Here is a 14526-nt window from a genome sequence, read left to right as displayed (position 1 = left end):
TTATATTTTCAGTTAGGGTTGACTCAAGAGACAAATCATAATTGGTAGTTATTATATCACTTGCATTCAAACCAACTATATCCTTATGGATAAAGCTTGGATTTATATTTCCAACGTGTTTAGCCACAAATCTCTTAATATCACTTTCAGTATGAATTCCTTTTCTCACTGCTTTAAAATAAATTTCCTCATATGCTAATGGGAATGGCTTATCTTGTTCAAAATCAACTGAAATTGATAAGTATTTTGTTAGGCTAGTAAGTAAATCGCTCCATGAATGACCTGAGCCAACATTATTTATGTCGTTTCCAACCAACACTGCAAATTTTTCCATATCCTTTCCTAGTGTAGAAATTCTCTATAAGAAACTGCGATGTAACAACATATAACCTTTACACTTTTTCTGACTTTCAAGAACATGATGAGTCAGTAGCATTGTTGTTTTTAATGCGTTTTATTATCACACTAGCCGAGCTTGCTGTCGAATAAATAAATGTTACGCCTTTATTAGTGATTGATATTCTGCCGATATAAAAAGCGGGCCTATGGCCCGCTTGATTATATTTCACTCACCCCAATCCTCACACCGGCGGATGGAAATGGCTGGCTTCGCGGGTGGCCATCTCCTCGTAGGTGGCCCACTTCTGCCACGCCACTTTTTGCGCCACCTGCATCAGCCGCTCGGCCTCCTCCGGATGGCTCTGGGCCAATACCCGATAACGGGTCTCCTCCTGCCGATATTCAGCAAGGGGAATGGAGGGGCGCAGGCTGTCGAGGCTGAAGGGGTTCTGCCCCGCGTGGCGCAATACCGGGTTGTAGCGCATCAGCGGCCAGTGACCAGAGGCCACGGCGCGTTTTTGCTGAGTCAGGCCAAACTCCATATCGATACCATGGGCGATACAGTGGCTGTAGGCGATGATAAGCGACGGGCCCGGATAGGCCTCGGCCTCACGCAAGGCCTGCAGCGCCTGCTGCGGGTTGGCACCAAAGGCGATGCGGGCAACATAGACGTTGCCGTAGGAGATGGCCTGCAGCGCCACATCCTTCTTGGCCAGCGTCTTGCCTCCCGCCGCGAACTTGGCGACGGCGCCGAGCGGGGTCGATTTCGACATCTGGCCGCCAGTGTTGGAGTAGACCTCGGTATCCATCACCAGCACGTTCACATCGCGGCCGGAGGCGAGCACATGGTCGAGCCCTGATGAGCCGATGTCATAGGCCCAGCCATCGCCGCCGATGATCCAGACCGAGCGGCGCACCAGCTGGTCGATAAGCGACAGCAGCTCGCGAGCCTTGCCGGATTTCACCTCTTCCAGCCGCTCCCGCACTTGCGCCACCCGGGTGCGTTGGGCACGGATCTCCGACTCCAGCCGTTGCGGGGCGCTAATCAGGGCATCGACCAGCTCTGCGCCCAGCTCCCCCTTCATCGCTTCGAGGGCCGCCACCGCCTGACCGTGATGCTGATCGGCGGTGAGACGAAAACCAAAGCCAAACTCGGCGTTGTCCTCGAACAGGGAGTTCGACCAGGCCGGCCCCTTCCCTTCGCCGTTCTTGGCCCACGGCGTAGTCGGCAGGTTGCCGCCGTAGATGGAGGAGCAGCCGGTGGCGTTGGCCACCAGCATGCGATCACCAAACAGCTGTGTCAGCAGCTTGAGATAGGGGGTCTCGCCACAACCGGCGCAGGCGCCGGAGAACTCGAACAGGGGTTCGAGGAACTGGGCACCACGCACCGTGGAGAAATCCACCCGATCGCGAGCCGGCCACGGCAGGCTTTCGAACCAGCGCAGCGCCTGTTTCTGACCAGCCAGATGGGGCGCCTTGTCCATCATGGTGATGGCGCGCTCGCCTTCATGGCGTTCCCCTTCAACACTCTCGCCTTGATGGCGGGCATCCGCTCCGGCCCGTACCGGACAGGCCTGCACACACTGGCCACAACCGGTGCAATCTTCCGGATAGAGTTGCAATGTGTAGCGGCTATCGGGGAAGCCCTTGGCGGTGACGGGCACCGACTGCGCCGCCTCGGGGGCGGTCGCCAGCCAGTCCTGATGGTAGAACTTGGCCCGCAGCGCCGCGTGGGGGCAGACAAAGACGCAGTTGCCGCACTGGATGCAGATATCGGAGTGCCAGATCGGGATCTCGCGGGCAATATCGCGCTTCTCGAAGCGGCTGGTGGCGGTGGGGTAAGTGCCATCCACCGGCAGCATGGAGACCGGGATCAGATCGCCGCGCCCCGCCAGCATCTCGCCGGTGACCCGCTGGACAAACTCACTGCCGCCGGGCGCCAATGGCAGCGGATAGTCGCTGATCTGCTCCTCACCGGCCGGGATGGTTACCTGATGGAGGTGGGCCAGGGTGTCGTCCACCGCCGCGAAGTTGCGCTCGACCACTTCGGGCCCCTTGCGGGCATAGCTCTTCTCGATGCTCTCCTTGATCAGCGCAATCGCCTCATCCCGCGGCAAGATGCCAGCCAGCGCGAAGAAACAGGTCTGCATGATGGTGTTGATGCGATTGCCCATACCGTTGCGCTCGGCCACCCGATCACCATCGATGCAGTAGAGGCGGATATCGAGGGCGCGGATACGGGCGCGCAGCCGCTCGGGCAGCTGGCCCCACACCTTGTCAGCCTCGCAGGGGGCATTAAGCAGCAGGGTCGCCCCTTCGGCGGCATGTTCCAGCAGATCGACCGACTCGACAAAACCCCACTGGTGGCAGCCGATAAAGCTCGCCTGCTCGATAAGCCAGGGGGCGTCGATGGGCTCGGGGCCAAAGCGCAGGTGGGAGACGGTGCGCGAGCCCGACTTCTTGGAGTCGTAGACGAAGTAGCCCTGGGCGTGGAACCCCTCCAGCTCGCCGATGATCTTGATGCTGTTCTTGTTGGCGCCCACCGTGCCGTCGGCACCAAGGCCGAAGAAGAGCGCCCGCACCCGACTGGCGGGCTCCAGATCGCCTATGGGGTGCCAGGCCAGACTGAGGCCCGACACATCATCCACTATCCCCACGGTAAAGCGCGGGCGCGGCGCATCGGATGCCAGCTCCTCGAACACCGCCGCGCACATGGCGGGGGTGAACTCTTTGGAAGAGAGGCCGTAGCGACCGCCACTGAGCCAAGGCAGCCGCTTGATAAGGCCGCGCTGCAAGCCGTCGATGAGCGCGCTCTGCACATCCAGCAGCAACGGCTCGCCACCCGCCCCCGGCTCCTTGGTGCGATCCAGCACGGCGATGCGCCGCACGCTCTGCGGCAGCGCATCGAGCAACGCCTGTACCGGGAAGGGGCGATAGAGGCGCACAACCAAGACTCCGGTCTTGCGATCCTGTTGGTTGAGCCAATCCACTGTGGTGCGGGCGGTGGCGGCCCCCGAGCCCATCAGCACGATGACATCGGTGGCATCGGGCGCGCCGTGGTATTCCACCAGCCGGTAGTGGCGACCGGTCAGCTCGCCGAGGTTGTCCATGCACTGCTGCACCCGCGCCGGTACCGCCTCGTAGAAGGGGTTGACGCTCTCGCGGGACTGGAAATAGGTATCCGGGTTCTGGGCGGTGCCGCGCATCACCGGATGATCCGGGTTGAGGGCCCGCGCACGGTGGGCGCGCACCCAGTCGTTGTCGATAAGGGCGCGAATTTCATCCCGATGCAGAGCGGTGATCTTGTTCACCTCGTGGGAGGTACGGAACCCGTCGAAGAAGTGGATAAAGGGCACCCGGCATTGCAAGGTGACGCTATGGGCGACCAAGGCCAAGTCCTGCGCCTCCTGCACCGAGCCGGAGGCGAGCATGGCAAAGCCGGTGCTACGCGCCGCCATCACATCCTGATGATCGCCAAAAATCGACAGCCCCTGCGCCGCCAGCGAGCGGGCCGCCACATGGAACACCGCCGAAGTCAGTTCACCGGCGATCTTGTACATGTTGGGCAGCATCAGCATCAGCCCCTGACTGGCGGTGAAGGTGGTGGCGAGCGCCCCCGCCTGCAGGGCGCCGTGTACCGTGCCAGCCGCCCCCCCTTCACTCTGCATCTCTACCACGGTGGGGATGTTGCCCCACAGGTTGGTCTGCCCCTCCGCCGCCCAGGCATCGGCCAGTTCGGCCATGGTCGAGCTCGGGGTAATGGGGTAGATGGCACACACTTCACTCAGCTGGTACGCCACCCGGGCCGCGGCTTCGTTGCCATCGACCATGATCAATTCATGTTTCATTGGGACTCCTCCGGTTGGCGCAGCAGGATGGCATGACAAGGGCACTGGTCGTGGCAGGCACCGCAGCCGGTGCAGCGCTCGGCATCCACCTGATAGCCCTTGCCCGGCCCCAGCTTGGCGATGGCCTGCTCGGGGCAACTGCCGTAGCAGCCGTCGCACTCGAAGCAGTTGCCGCAGGAGTAGCAGCGCGCCGCCTCGTAGCGGGCGGCCACCTCATCCAGCCCGCCGATGATCTCGCCAAAGTCGTCCCGTGCCCACGTCGGTTTGACCGGCTGACTGCTGGCGGGCGCATGGGTCTGGAACCAGAGTTGCAACTGCTCCGGCCCCACCAGCGGGTAGGAGACCATCTTCTGGTAGTGGCGACCGCGCAGCCAGGCATCCATGTGGCGCGCCGCCTTCTTGCCGTGGCCGGTGGCGATGGTGACGGTGCGTTCGGAGGGCACCATATCGCCGCCCGCAAACAGACCCGGCACATCCGTCATCAGGTTGCCCGCCACCTGCACCACCCCCTCCTTGTTGACCCGTACGCCGGGGATGCTCTCCAGCACGCTCAAATCAACTTCCTGACCGAGCGCCAGAATAAGGGAGTCCGCTTCAAGGGTTTCAAACTTGCCGGTGGGCACCGGCTTGCCCTCGGCATCCAGTGCCATCACCTCCACCTCGATATGGGTGTTGTCGAGCTGACGGATGCTGCGCAGCCAGTTGATCTTGATCCCCTCTTCCTCGGCCTCATCGGCTTCAAAGGCGTGGGCCGGCATATGGTCCCGGTCGCGGCGGTAGATGATCATCGCCTCCTCGACCCCGAGGCGGCGGGCGGTGCGGGCCGCGTCCATGGCTGTGTTGCCACCGCCGTAGATGGCTACCCGTCGTCCCAGTTTGGGCGGCGGCAAGCCCTGCTCTTCGGCCAGACTGGCCTGTTCGAGGAAGCTCACCGCATCGAGGATCTTGCCCGCCTCCCGAGCCGGAATATCGACCCGCTTGGCCAGATGGGCGCCGATGGCCATAAAGACGGCGTCAAAGCCCCCCTCGTCGCGCTCGCGCAGCACATCCTCCACCTTGTGGTTGAGAGTCAGCGTCACCCCGGCCGCCACGATGCGGGCTACCTCCCGATCCAGCACATCACGGGGCAAGCGGTAAGCGGGAATACCGAAGCGCAGCATGCCGCCGGCCAGCGGCCCCGCTTCGCGGATCTCCACCTGATGGCCGAGCCGGTTGAGGTGCCAGGCGCAGGAGAGGCCGGAGGGCCCGGCACCGATCACCAGCACCTTCTTGCCGCTGGCAGGCGCGGGGGTTGCAGGCAGCCAGCCATGGACCAGCGCCTCGTCGCCGAGAAAACGCTCGATGGCGTGGATGGAGACGGATTCATCCACCTGCCCGCGGTTGCAGGCGCTCTCGCAGGGGTGATAGCAGACCCGGCCATGAATGGCGGGCAAGGGGTTCTCTTCGATCAGGGTCTGCCAAGCCGCCTCAAAGCGGCCGGCCTGCGCCAAAGAGAGCCAGGCCTGGATATTTTCTCCGGCCGGGCAGGCGTGATTGCAGGGTGGCAGGGCCGGCCGCCAAACGGGTAGCCGGGTACGCACCGGGCCTGTTCCCGTTTTCAGGGAGAGATCCGGCAATGGGGTCATGTCCAGTTGTTTGCTCATACATTGCTTTCTTCTTTTTGTGTGACAGGCCCCACCCGATGGCGCTTGATACCGTGTAGCCGAGGCGGACGGTGGCCGGATGAGGAAGAAGCGAAAGCGTTAGAAACTGGGAACTGAGTCGATAATGGCCGCTTTTTCGTACTGATTAGCGAATCAGGATCAAAAAATGTTGCATTAAATGGGTGATTTCAAACAGAACGTGACCGGGATAACATCTTTCCCGCTTGACTCTACTCCTCACCTCGCCAAGCTTGTGTCCAAGCGGGCAAAAACCGGATAGCCCGGTTGCCCCTCTGCGATTATTTGCAAAAAAAACTGCATCTATCGAACCCGCTTCTCTGCCCCCCCTCAAAGAGATTGCCCCTCGCTGTTGGAACCGTTATGTTCCCCTTTTTCCAGGCGATCTCGCCGCGTCACAAGGATATGAAGATGCCCTGGCTAGACAGCATTCACCTCTACCCCATCAAATCGACAGCAGGCATGCCGCTGGCTCGCGCCCGGGTGACCGAAGAGGGACTCGCCGGGGATCGCCGCTACATGGTGGTCAAACCGGACGGCACCTTTATCACCGCCCGTACCCATCCCCAACTGCAACAGGTCGTGGCCACCCCCATCGAAGGGGGCTTGCAACTGCGCTATCCGGGCTTTGAACCGCTCACCCTGCAAGAGGCCGACTTCAGCCGCGTCCCGCAAGCTACCGGAGTCTGGAGCGACCGCTTCACCGCCCTGCACACCGACCCCAAAGCCGATGGATGGCTAAGCCGGGTGGCAGGGGAGACGGTGCAACTGCTCTGGCTGGGTGAAACCTCTGATCGCTTTCGTGAAAAGACCGGCACCCGGGTCAGCTTTGCCGACGGTTATCCGCTGCTGCTGATAAGCCAGGCTTCCCTTGAGGATCTCAATCTGCGCTCCGATGCCCTGCACCAGATGAGCCAGTTCCGTACCAATCTGGTGGCAAGTAATACCCAGCCCTTCGAGGAGGATTGCTGGGTGCGTATCCGCATCGGCGAAGTGGAATTCAAGGTGGTCAAACCCTGCAGCCGCTGCATCATGACCACGGTGGAAGCAGGCTCAGATCGTTTCAACGCGCTGAAAGAGCCGCTGGCCACCCTCACCCGCTACCGCCGTGGCGAGGATGGCGAGGTCTACTTCGGCCAGAATCTGGTAGCGCTAAACGAGGGATGGATTGAGGCTGGCAGCGAGATCGAGGTGCTTGAGACGACACGTCCCCCTGTTTACCCCAACGCAGCACCGAAGAAACGGGAGCTGGTCTGTGTGGCCCGCGAACCGCTGGCGCGAGATCTGGAGACCTTCTGGTTCGAGGCGGCCGATGGCGAGCCGCTGCCTGACTACCTGCCGGGCCAGCATCTGCCCATCAGCCTTGATATCAAAAACGAGCGGATCCAGCGGCGCTATACCCTGAGCTCTACGCCAGATCACCCGGAGCGTTACAGTATCAGCGTCAAGAAGGTGGAGGGTGGTCGCATCTCCCACTGGCTGCACCAGCAACTGCAGGTGGGCGACCGGCTGCTGGCCGCCAACCCCGCAGGCGAGTTTCACTTAGGGTCCGAGCGCAACCTCCTGTTGCTCTCCGCAGGCTCCGGCGTCACCCCCATGCTGGCGATAGCCCGCACCCTGGCGCTACGCGGGGAGCTGGAAGAGGTTCACTTTATGCACCTGTGCCGCAGCGAAGCGGACATTCCCGCCGCCAGCGCACTGCATGCCATGGCGCTGCAGGGGATGACCCTCACCATAATCCTGAGCCAGCCGGACAATCACTGGCAGGGGCAGAAAGGGCGACTCAATGATGAGCATCTGCAACTGGTCAAAGGGCTGGCCGAAAAAGAGGTCTTTATCTGCGGCCCCCACGGCTTTATGGCCGATGCTGCCGCCAAAGTTGCAGCCCTCGGCGTTCCGGCCGCACGTCTTAAACAGGAGAGTTTTGGCGGCGCTATTCTCTCGGTGGCTCGCCCCCATCAGGTGGTGCAACTGCGTATCGGCGCCCAAGCCTTTACTGGCAACAATCAGGGCACGGTGCTGGATCAGGCCAACAAGCAAGGCGTAGAGCTGCCCTGGAGCTGCCGCGCCGGCATCTGCGGCAGTTGCAAGCAGACGTTGCTCGCGGGCGAGGTGGATCACCCCAACGCCCCCGCCATCACCGCCGCCGAGCGGGCGGAGGGCAAGATCCTCACCTGCTGCGCCGTACCGCTCACCGACTTGGTGATCCGGTGATCGAATCGCGTTAACGCCTCTTCACGGCAAGAGAGAGCGGTGTTGGTTCACATGCCATCCATCAGGATTGGGCCTAAGCTCCTCGAAGCAGTGCAGCATCTCTGCCAGTCGAGATAAATAAAAATCCGAAGCCATTTCTACCGACTTCGGATCTTCATATCCGGGGTAGAGCCATGAGCACGGTCAGGTGCTCGGCGAGGCTCTCCCTCTATTTGCTCGACGACCGGACACCCCTCCCCAGCTCTTGATAGCACCCCGTTACAGTCATATCAGCCCCCAGGCGGCGATCTGGTAGATCCATACCATCGCCAGCAGGGTGCCCACCAACCCCATGATGACGCCGATGCGCACCATCTGGTGGCTCGCCACCAGACCGGTGGCGTGGGCCAGCGCATTGGGCGGGGTACTGATGGGCAGCGACATCCCGAGCGAAACAGAAATGGTGACCGCCAGGATCAGGGTATGACTGCCACCCCACTCGGCCACCTCCGGCATGCTGACCGCCAGTGCCGCCACCAGTGGCAGCAGCAGGTTGGCGGTTGCAGTATTGGACATAAAATTGGCCATCACCACCGCCAGCAGACAGGCGCCGACCAGCACCGCCAGCGTGGAGTATTCGTGGAACGGAATATGGGTGATGAGCCGCTCGGCCAACCCGGAGTCCTCCAATGCCAGCCCCAGAGCGATACCGCCCGAGACCAGCCAGAGCACATCGAGGGAGATCTTGTGCAGATCGTCCTTGGTGATGATGCCGGTGGTCAGGAACACAGCCACCGGGATCATGGCGACCACGTAGGAGCTCATGCCGTGCAGATCCCCCAACAGCCAGAGCACTATGGTAGTGATAAAGGTGAGGTAGACCACCCAGGCACGAGGGGTCTGCATAAAGCGCCCCTCAATCTTGAGATCCATTCGCTTGAGGGTGCTCGGGAAGAAGCGTCCCAGTAGGAACCAGCCGAGCAGCAACAGCAGCACCACGAAGGGCACCGCAAATCCCATCCACTGCCCGAACGAGATAGCATGCTCGCCGGTCAGGTATTTGAGGGCCACCGCGTTGGGCGGGGTGCCGATGGGAGTGCCGATCCCGCCGAGGTTGGCTGCCAGCGGAATAGCCAGCACAAAGCCGACTTTGGCCGGATCCTTGTCGGGAAAGGCCGCCAGCACCGGAGTGAGGATGGCCAGCATCATGGCGGTGGTGGCGGTATTGCTCATAAACATGGAGAAGGTGGCGGTGATCAGCATCAGCCCCAGCATGACGATCCGGGGATCCTGACCGAACGGTCGCAGCAGCACTCGCGCCAGATTGACATCCAGATGGTATTTGGTCGCCGCAATGGCGAGGAAAAAACCACCGAGAAACAGCATGATGACCGGCGAAGCAAAGGTCGCCATCACCTCGGTCGACTTGAGCAGCTCACCAAACCCCGGCTCTGCCTTGTCGGCAGTCATGAACCAGAGTCCCTTGTCGGAGAGCAGCAGCAGCTCCAACACTATGATCAGCACAGATGTGGCAAAGATGGGAATGGGTTCCAGGATCCAACAGAGCGCTGCCAGCACGAAGATAGCGACCACCCGCTGCTCGATAACGGTGATCCCCTCCAGCGGGATCCAATGGGTCGGGATCAGCAGAATGGTGAGGCTCAGCAGCAGTGGCAGAATAATCTTGTTATTGATGGGCACTATTGTCTCCAGGATCGGGAGTAAGAAGCTAATAGTGGCATAACATGCTATCGCCTCACGCGGCCAACTCGCCAAAATGAGAGCTGGCTAACTGCACGGCGCACCGTTTTGTGAGTCATATCAAGCAGGGGTCGGCGCGCTATGACTAACGCTTCAACCCTTGCAACAAACAGGCAAAAAAACGAGCCCGCTGTTCGTTGCACACGACAGCGGGCCCGTTTCACCATTCATGCCGATGAGGGAGATCAGAAGTAGATACGGGTCACCGACTCGATGACACACCCAGGACGGCGGATCCCTTCGATCTCAACCTTGATCTCTTTGAGCAGCTCCACCCCCCCTTTGATGGGGGTGACCCTGGCCAGCCTGGTGCGGGCACGGATGTTGCTGTCCACCTTGATGGGGTACGGAAAACGTACCTGATCCAGCCCGAAGTTCACCACCATACGGGCGGTCGGGAACTCGGGGGTGGCCTCATCGACCGAGCCGGTCAACTGGGGCAACAGCGCCAGGGTCAGGAAACCGTGCGCAATGGTCGTCTTGAAGGGCGACTCGGCGGCCGCACGATCGGGATCTGTATGGATCCACTGGTAATCCCCGGTCACTGCCGCAAACTGATCGATCATCTGCTGGCTGATATGCAGCCACTCGCCCACATGGGTCTCTTCGCCAATCTTGCCCTGCAGTTCGGCATAAAGTACAGCGGCTTCGCCCTCCAGCTCGATGACAGGATCCTGCACCACGGCAGGCTGACCGTTAGCCACATGTGCCACGGTTGCTGCATCCTGTTGCTGCTCATTCCGGGGCTCGGCTTGCAACTCCAGCACTCGTCCCAGCAAAGGATGAAGATGCGCCTTTTGCTGAAATTCACGCCAGTAGTCGCGGATCGCCGGAGAGAGCCAATCCTTGAGCTCAAAGGGGTGCTGCGCCAGAATTTCGCTCTTGCGCTTCAGAAAATCGACAACTTTCATCTACCGATCCCTATTTGATCCAATGCCAGTAAAGAGGTCTAACCAGTCCTATTTTATTAAAGTTTCAGCTGTAAGTGCAAAAAAATCTCGGCGTACAACTGTACCAAGGCGGAAATAACCACTTATCCAATATAAATCAGCACGATCTGCCAATGATATGTTTGATGGCCAGAGATGCCGCCAACAGGGGAAATTTGCAAGGAATATGATGAAAAAAGGCCCTCATCGGGCCTTGTGGTGGGAGGTCAGCGCGCGCTCGACCAGCCGCTACGCAATCCCTCTTCATCCAGGAAGGACCAGGCGAGGATCCGGCTCACCTTGTTGCCCTGCGCCATGTCGATCACCCGTACCTGACACGCCCCCACCCGGCTCAACGCTTTTTTCGCCCCCAGCAGGTTCTCTTTTTTCGACACCAGCGAGCTGAACCAGAGGCACTGAGTGGCAACCTCCTTGCTCTGGGCAATCATGTTGGCCAGAAACGCCGCCTCGCCCCCTTCGCACCAGAGCTCAGCCTTCTGGCCACCGAAGTTGAGTACAGGTGCGCCCTTCACCTCCTTGCCCAGATTGCGCAGCTTACGCTCCGTTCCCCTCCTCGCCTCCTCCAGCGATGCATGGAACGGCGGATTGCACAGCGTCAGGGCAAAGCGCTCCTTCGGCCCTATGATGCCATGAAACACATGGTTGGGGTTGCCCTGCAGGCGGCACTCAATCTGCTTGCCGAGCCCGTTGCTCCTGGCCAGCAGGGTGGCCGCCTTGACCGAGACCGGGTCGATATCCGATCCCACAAAACGCCAGCCATACTCGCGGGCACCCAGCAGCGGATAGATGCAGTTTGCCCCCACCCCGATATCCAGCACCCTTACCCCCTTGCCGGTTGGAACCTGACCTGCGCTCTCGGCCAGCAGATCGGCAACCCGGTGCAGGTAGTCCACCCGTCCCGGGATAGGAGGGCAGAGGTAACCGGCAGGCAAGTCCCAGTGGGTAATCCCGTAGTGGTGAGCCAACAGAGCTTGATTAAGGATCTTCACCCCATCAGGATTGGCAAAATCGATGGTGCGGATGCCGTACTCATTGATAAAGAGGTGGGCCGCCAACTCGGGGGTTCGCAAACAGAGTGCCTCAAAGTCGTAACCCGCCTGATGGCGATTACGGGAGTGAAGTCCGGATTTGCGATCACCCGACTTGGGGCCACCGGCTGATGGAATGCGGGGTTTCATGCTGAGCCTGCCGAAGAAAACGGGCCCACACTATAGTGATTTGACTCGGGAAAGTCTAAACAACGGCAATAAAAAACCGGGCTATCGAGCCCGGTTCAAGTGAGGTTGGAAAAACAGTCCGTACTGCGAGCCGTTTGTCCAGCCTGACTCAGATATCGATCCGGCGAGCTTGCCAGAACTTGCTGCGCCAGTATTGACTATCCAGCTTGGAGCGAGTCACTCCGACACGGGTAGAGGCGTGGATGAATTCGCCATTGCCAACATAGATACCCACGTGGTTGAGACGACGATTGATTTTGAAGAAGACCAGATCCCCCTCAACCAGCTCCTGCTTGGAAACGCGCGTCCCTTCGTGGACTTGGGAGCGGGTGTCACGGGGTAATTCAACACCGACAGCATTGCGGAACACTTCACGGGCAAAGGCGGAACAATCGATACCACGCTGGCTACTGCCACCCATTCTATATGGAACACCACGCCACTCTTTATATACTGTCAGGATTTCATTCACATCGGGTGTCTGGGAAGCTTCCGGTTCGATGACAGGTTCCATCATGGAAACTTCGATCTTGCTCGCGACCTCGGGTTGGGGTGCCGAGGCACAACCCACCATTCCGAGTGCGACCAGCAGTAGCATCAGGTGGCGCAATCCTTTATCCCCGCTAAATAGTAAATTTTGTTAAAATACGGCCCCAAAAGGCAATTTATAAGGCAACAGCACCCGACTATATCCAAGAATTCTATCGAGGCAAGCAAAAATCCCTATCGAGCTCACATTTTTGCAAGTAAATGCACGATTTTTCATAATTAATGTGATCATGCCCAAACAATATACAATCGCAAAAAAGGCCATGGGCCTCATAGATAACTGGCTTTTATCCCTGTTTCAGCACCTTTTTAAAGTGAAAAAATATGATCGACATCGATCTTTTTTTGTTAAAACCGGCCAGGGTATGCCAAGAACTGCTCGCACGATTGCCTGAATCGTTATCAACCGATGAGCAGCATATCTGGCAAACCATGACCCATCCTGCACGACGTCAGGAATACTTGGTGAGCCGCTCCCTGCTGCGCCAGCTGTTGGCCAAGCGACTGCAACAACCTGCCGCCAGCCTGCAATTTTGCAACGGCCCCCACGGCAAGCCCCGGCTGCACGATGACAGCTGGCAGTTCAATCTGAGCCACAGTGGCAGCTGGCTGGTGTTGGCACTCTGCTCGCAGGGGCCGCTTGGTGTGGATATCGAACTGGGCAAACGACGGCATCCCCCCCTCCCTCTGGCCCGCCGCTTTTATGCACAGAGTGAATATGAGTGGCTCTGCGTGCTGCCCGCTCAAGCGCAGGAAAGCGCCTTCTATCGGCTCTGGTCGCGCAAGGAGGCGGTGCTGAAAGCCCATGGTGGCGGCCTGGCCGCCGGGCTCGAGAAGGTACGTTTTCTCCCGGAGCAAGGATGGCGACTCGACAACCGGCTCGATGACACCCCTTATCAGGTACAGGATTGGCCCTTTGCCAGCGGCTGGCTCAGTCTCGCTGCCGCGACAACCCCCGTCACGTTTTACCGGCTGGATGAGCGCTTGAATTGCCACTCGCTTAACCCCATGTTACTCAACACCCTTTCTGAAGAGTCCAACTCATGATCGTCGACATTACTCCCCAAAATTTTCACGCAGAACTGATCGATGCCTCCATGAAGAAGCCGGTCGTCATCTATTTCCATGCTCCGCAGATGCCGGAGTGCCAGGGGATGACACCGCTGATCGAATCACTGGTTGGGCCCGCCAATGAGCAGGTCACCCTGGCCAAGGTGGATATGAACGATCCCCAGCTGCAGCCGCTGGCCAGCCAGCTCGGCCTGCGCGCCCTGCCCGCATTGGTGCTGTTCCATCAGGGTCGCCCTGACGAACAGGGGATCATCGAAGGACCGCAGGATGAAGCCACCCTGCGCCAGTATTTTGCCGCCTTCGCCCCCAAAGAAGAGGAAGAGTTGCTGGCCAAGGGGCAACAAGCACTGGCTGACGAGCAGCCCAGCATCGCCTATGCCCATCTGACCAAGGCACACCAGCTGGCTCCTGAACGTCACGATATCAGCCTCTGGCTCATTCAAGCTGCGCTCGACCTCAACCTGCTGGATGAAGCGCAGGAGCGCCTCGGCTCCATCCCGATGGCGGCGCAGGATAGCCACTTCCATACCCTGAGCTCACGGCTCGCGCTGGCCCTGCAAGCGGCAGACAGCCCGGAGCTTCGCGCACTGGAAGCCCGTCATGCAGAACAACCCGATGATTTTGTCCTGACTCAGGAGTTGGCGGTGCAATACAACCAGGCTGGCCGTCAGGAAGAGGCGTTGGAACTGCTGCTGACAATCCTCAAGCGGGATTTGGCATTCGGCGATGCCAGAAAGACCTATCTTGACATGCTGGCGACCATGGGCAGCACACCAACGGCGCAGAGCTACCGTCGCAAACTCTATAGTCTGCTCTACTGATCGGAATCGAACTGGCTGGTAATGATGGGGGCGTGCCGGGAGACCGGCATGACCTTATGGGTCAAGAACGAAGAAGGTACTGTGGGAATAGTAGAGATACGGTGAATTTCAGGTAA

General features: G+C 59.7%; 10 protein-coding genes. 3 read left to right on the top strand and 7 right to left on the bottom strand.

Going from position 1 to position 14526, the window contains the following annotated elements; all coding sequences use genetic code 11:
- The 3 genes from ACRAUW_RS04110 to ACRAUW_RS04100 all read right to left on the bottom strand — a co-directional run.
- Window positions 1-334, bottom strand: a 334-nt coding sequence (locus tag ACRAUW_RS04110; RefSeq protein ID WP_431361276.1) for a hypothetical protein, incomplete at its 3' end; no start/stop codon positions are given.
- 247 nt (window positions 335-581) lie between these two features.
- The gene (gene nifJ, locus ACRAUW_RS04105) at window positions 582-4187 is read right to left on the bottom strand and encodes a pyruvate:ferredoxin (flavodoxin) oxidoreductase (protein ID WP_431361275.1); all 3606 of its coding nucleotides are present in this window, start codon (window positions 4185-4187) and stop codon (window positions 582-584) included.
- Window positions 4184-5830 carry an NAD(P)-binding protein gene (locus ACRAUW_RS04100; protein WP_431361274.1) on the bottom strand — a complete coding sequence of 549 codons (1647 nt, stop codon included), beginning with the start codon at window positions 5828-5830 and terminating at the stop codon, window positions 4184-4186. Before ACRAUW_RS04100 ends, nifJ begins: the two co-directional genes overlap by 4 nt.
- A gap of 381 nt (window positions 5831-6211) precedes the next feature.
- Between ACRAUW_RS04100 and ACRAUW_RS04095 the strand changes: the two genes are divergently transcribed.
- Window positions 6212-8062, top strand: coding sequence for an MOSC N-terminal beta barrel domain-containing protein (locus tag ACRAUW_RS04095; protein ID WP_431361273.1), 1851 nt, complete (start codon window positions 6212-6214; stop codon window positions 8060-8062).
- Window positions 8063-8326: 264 nt separating this feature from the next.
- On the opposite strand, the gene ACRAUW_RS04090 is transcribed toward ACRAUW_RS04095, so the two are convergent.
- The 4 genes from ACRAUW_RS04090 to ACRAUW_RS04075 all read right to left on the bottom strand — a co-directional run bounded on the left by ACRAUW_RS04090 (window position 8327) and on the right by ACRAUW_RS04075 (window position 12567).
- Entirely contained in the window at window positions 8327-9742 is a 1416-nt protein-coding gene (locus ACRAUW_RS04090) for an SLC13 family permease (protein ID WP_431361272.1), read from the bottom strand.
- A gap of 245 nt (window positions 9743-9987) precedes the next feature.
- Window positions 9988-10713: a MaoC family dehydratase gene (locus tag ACRAUW_RS04085; protein WP_431361271.1), complete on the bottom strand. Its 726-nt coding sequence runs from the start codon at window positions 10711-10713 to the stop codon at window positions 9988-9990.
- Between the two features lie 245 nt (window positions 10714-10958).
- Complete coding sequence (gene rlmF / locus ACRAUW_RS04080; protein ID WP_431361270.1) at window positions 10959-11930, bottom strand: 23S rRNA (adenine(1618)-N(6))-methyltransferase RlmF; 972 nt, start codon at window positions 11928-11930, stop codon at window positions 10959-10961.
- Window positions 11931-12078: 148 nt separating this feature from the next.
- On the bottom strand, window positions 12079-12567 hold the full coding sequence (locus tag ACRAUW_RS04075; protein ID WP_431361269.1) for a C40 family peptidase: 489 nt from the start codon (window positions 12565-12567) through the stop codon (window positions 12079-12081).
- 275 nt (window positions 12568-12842) lie between these two features.
- Between ACRAUW_RS04075 and ACRAUW_RS04070 the strand changes: the two genes are divergently transcribed.
- Both ACRAUW_RS04070 and ACRAUW_RS04065 read left to right on the top strand, forming a co-directional pair.
- Window positions 12843-13565, top strand: coding sequence for a 4'-phosphopantetheinyl transferase family protein (locus tag ACRAUW_RS04070; protein WP_431361268.1), 723 nt, complete (start codon window positions 12843-12845; stop codon window positions 13563-13565).
- Window positions 13562-14410, top strand: a complete 849-nt coding sequence (locus tag ACRAUW_RS04065) for a tetratricopeptide repeat protein (RefSeq protein WP_431361267.1) — start codon at window positions 13562-13564, stop codon at window positions 14408-14410. The genes ACRAUW_RS04070 and ACRAUW_RS04065 overlap by 4 nt, the downstream gene beginning before the upstream one ends.
- Window positions 14411-14526: the final 116 nt, after the last annotated feature.

Origin of the sequence: Aeromonas sp. (assembly GCF_050633025.1) — a bacterium.
Taxonomy (GTDB): domain Bacteria; phylum Pseudomonadota; class Gammaproteobacteria; order Enterobacterales; family Aeromonadaceae; genus Aeromonas.
This window is presented reverse-complemented; position numbering and strand designations above follow the sequence as displayed.

Coding starts and splice junctions, on each gene's coding strand:
- rlmF (WP_431361270.1), bottom strand. CDS start 11,930: ATGAAACCCCGCATTCCATCAGCCGGTGGCCCCAAGTCGGGTGATCGC.
- nifJ (WP_431361275.1), bottom strand. CDS start 4,187: ATGAAACATGAATTGATCATGGTCGATGGCAACGAAGCCGCGGCCCGG.
- ACRAUW_RS04075 (WP_431361269.1), bottom strand. CDS start 12,567: ATGCTACTGCTGGTCGCACTCGGAATGGTGGGTTGTGCCTCGGCACCC.
- ACRAUW_RS04065 (WP_431361267.1), top strand. CDS start 13,562: ATGATCGTCGACATTACTCCCCAAAATTTTCACGCAGAACTGATCGAT.
- ACRAUW_RS04085 (WP_431361271.1), bottom strand. CDS start 10,713: ATGAAAGTTGTCGATTTTCTGAAGCGCAAGAGCGAAATTCTGGCGCAG.
- ACRAUW_RS04095 (WP_431361273.1), top strand. CDS start 6,212: ATGTTCCCCTTTTTCCAGGCGATCTCGCCGCGTCACAAGGATATGAAG.
- ACRAUW_RS04070 (WP_431361268.1), top strand. CDS start 12,843: ATGATCGACATCGATCTTTTTTTGTTAAAACCGGCCAGGGTATGCCAA.
- ACRAUW_RS04100 (WP_431361274.1), bottom strand. CDS start 5,830: ATGAGCAAACAACTGGACATGACCCCATTGCCGGATCTCTCCCTGAAA.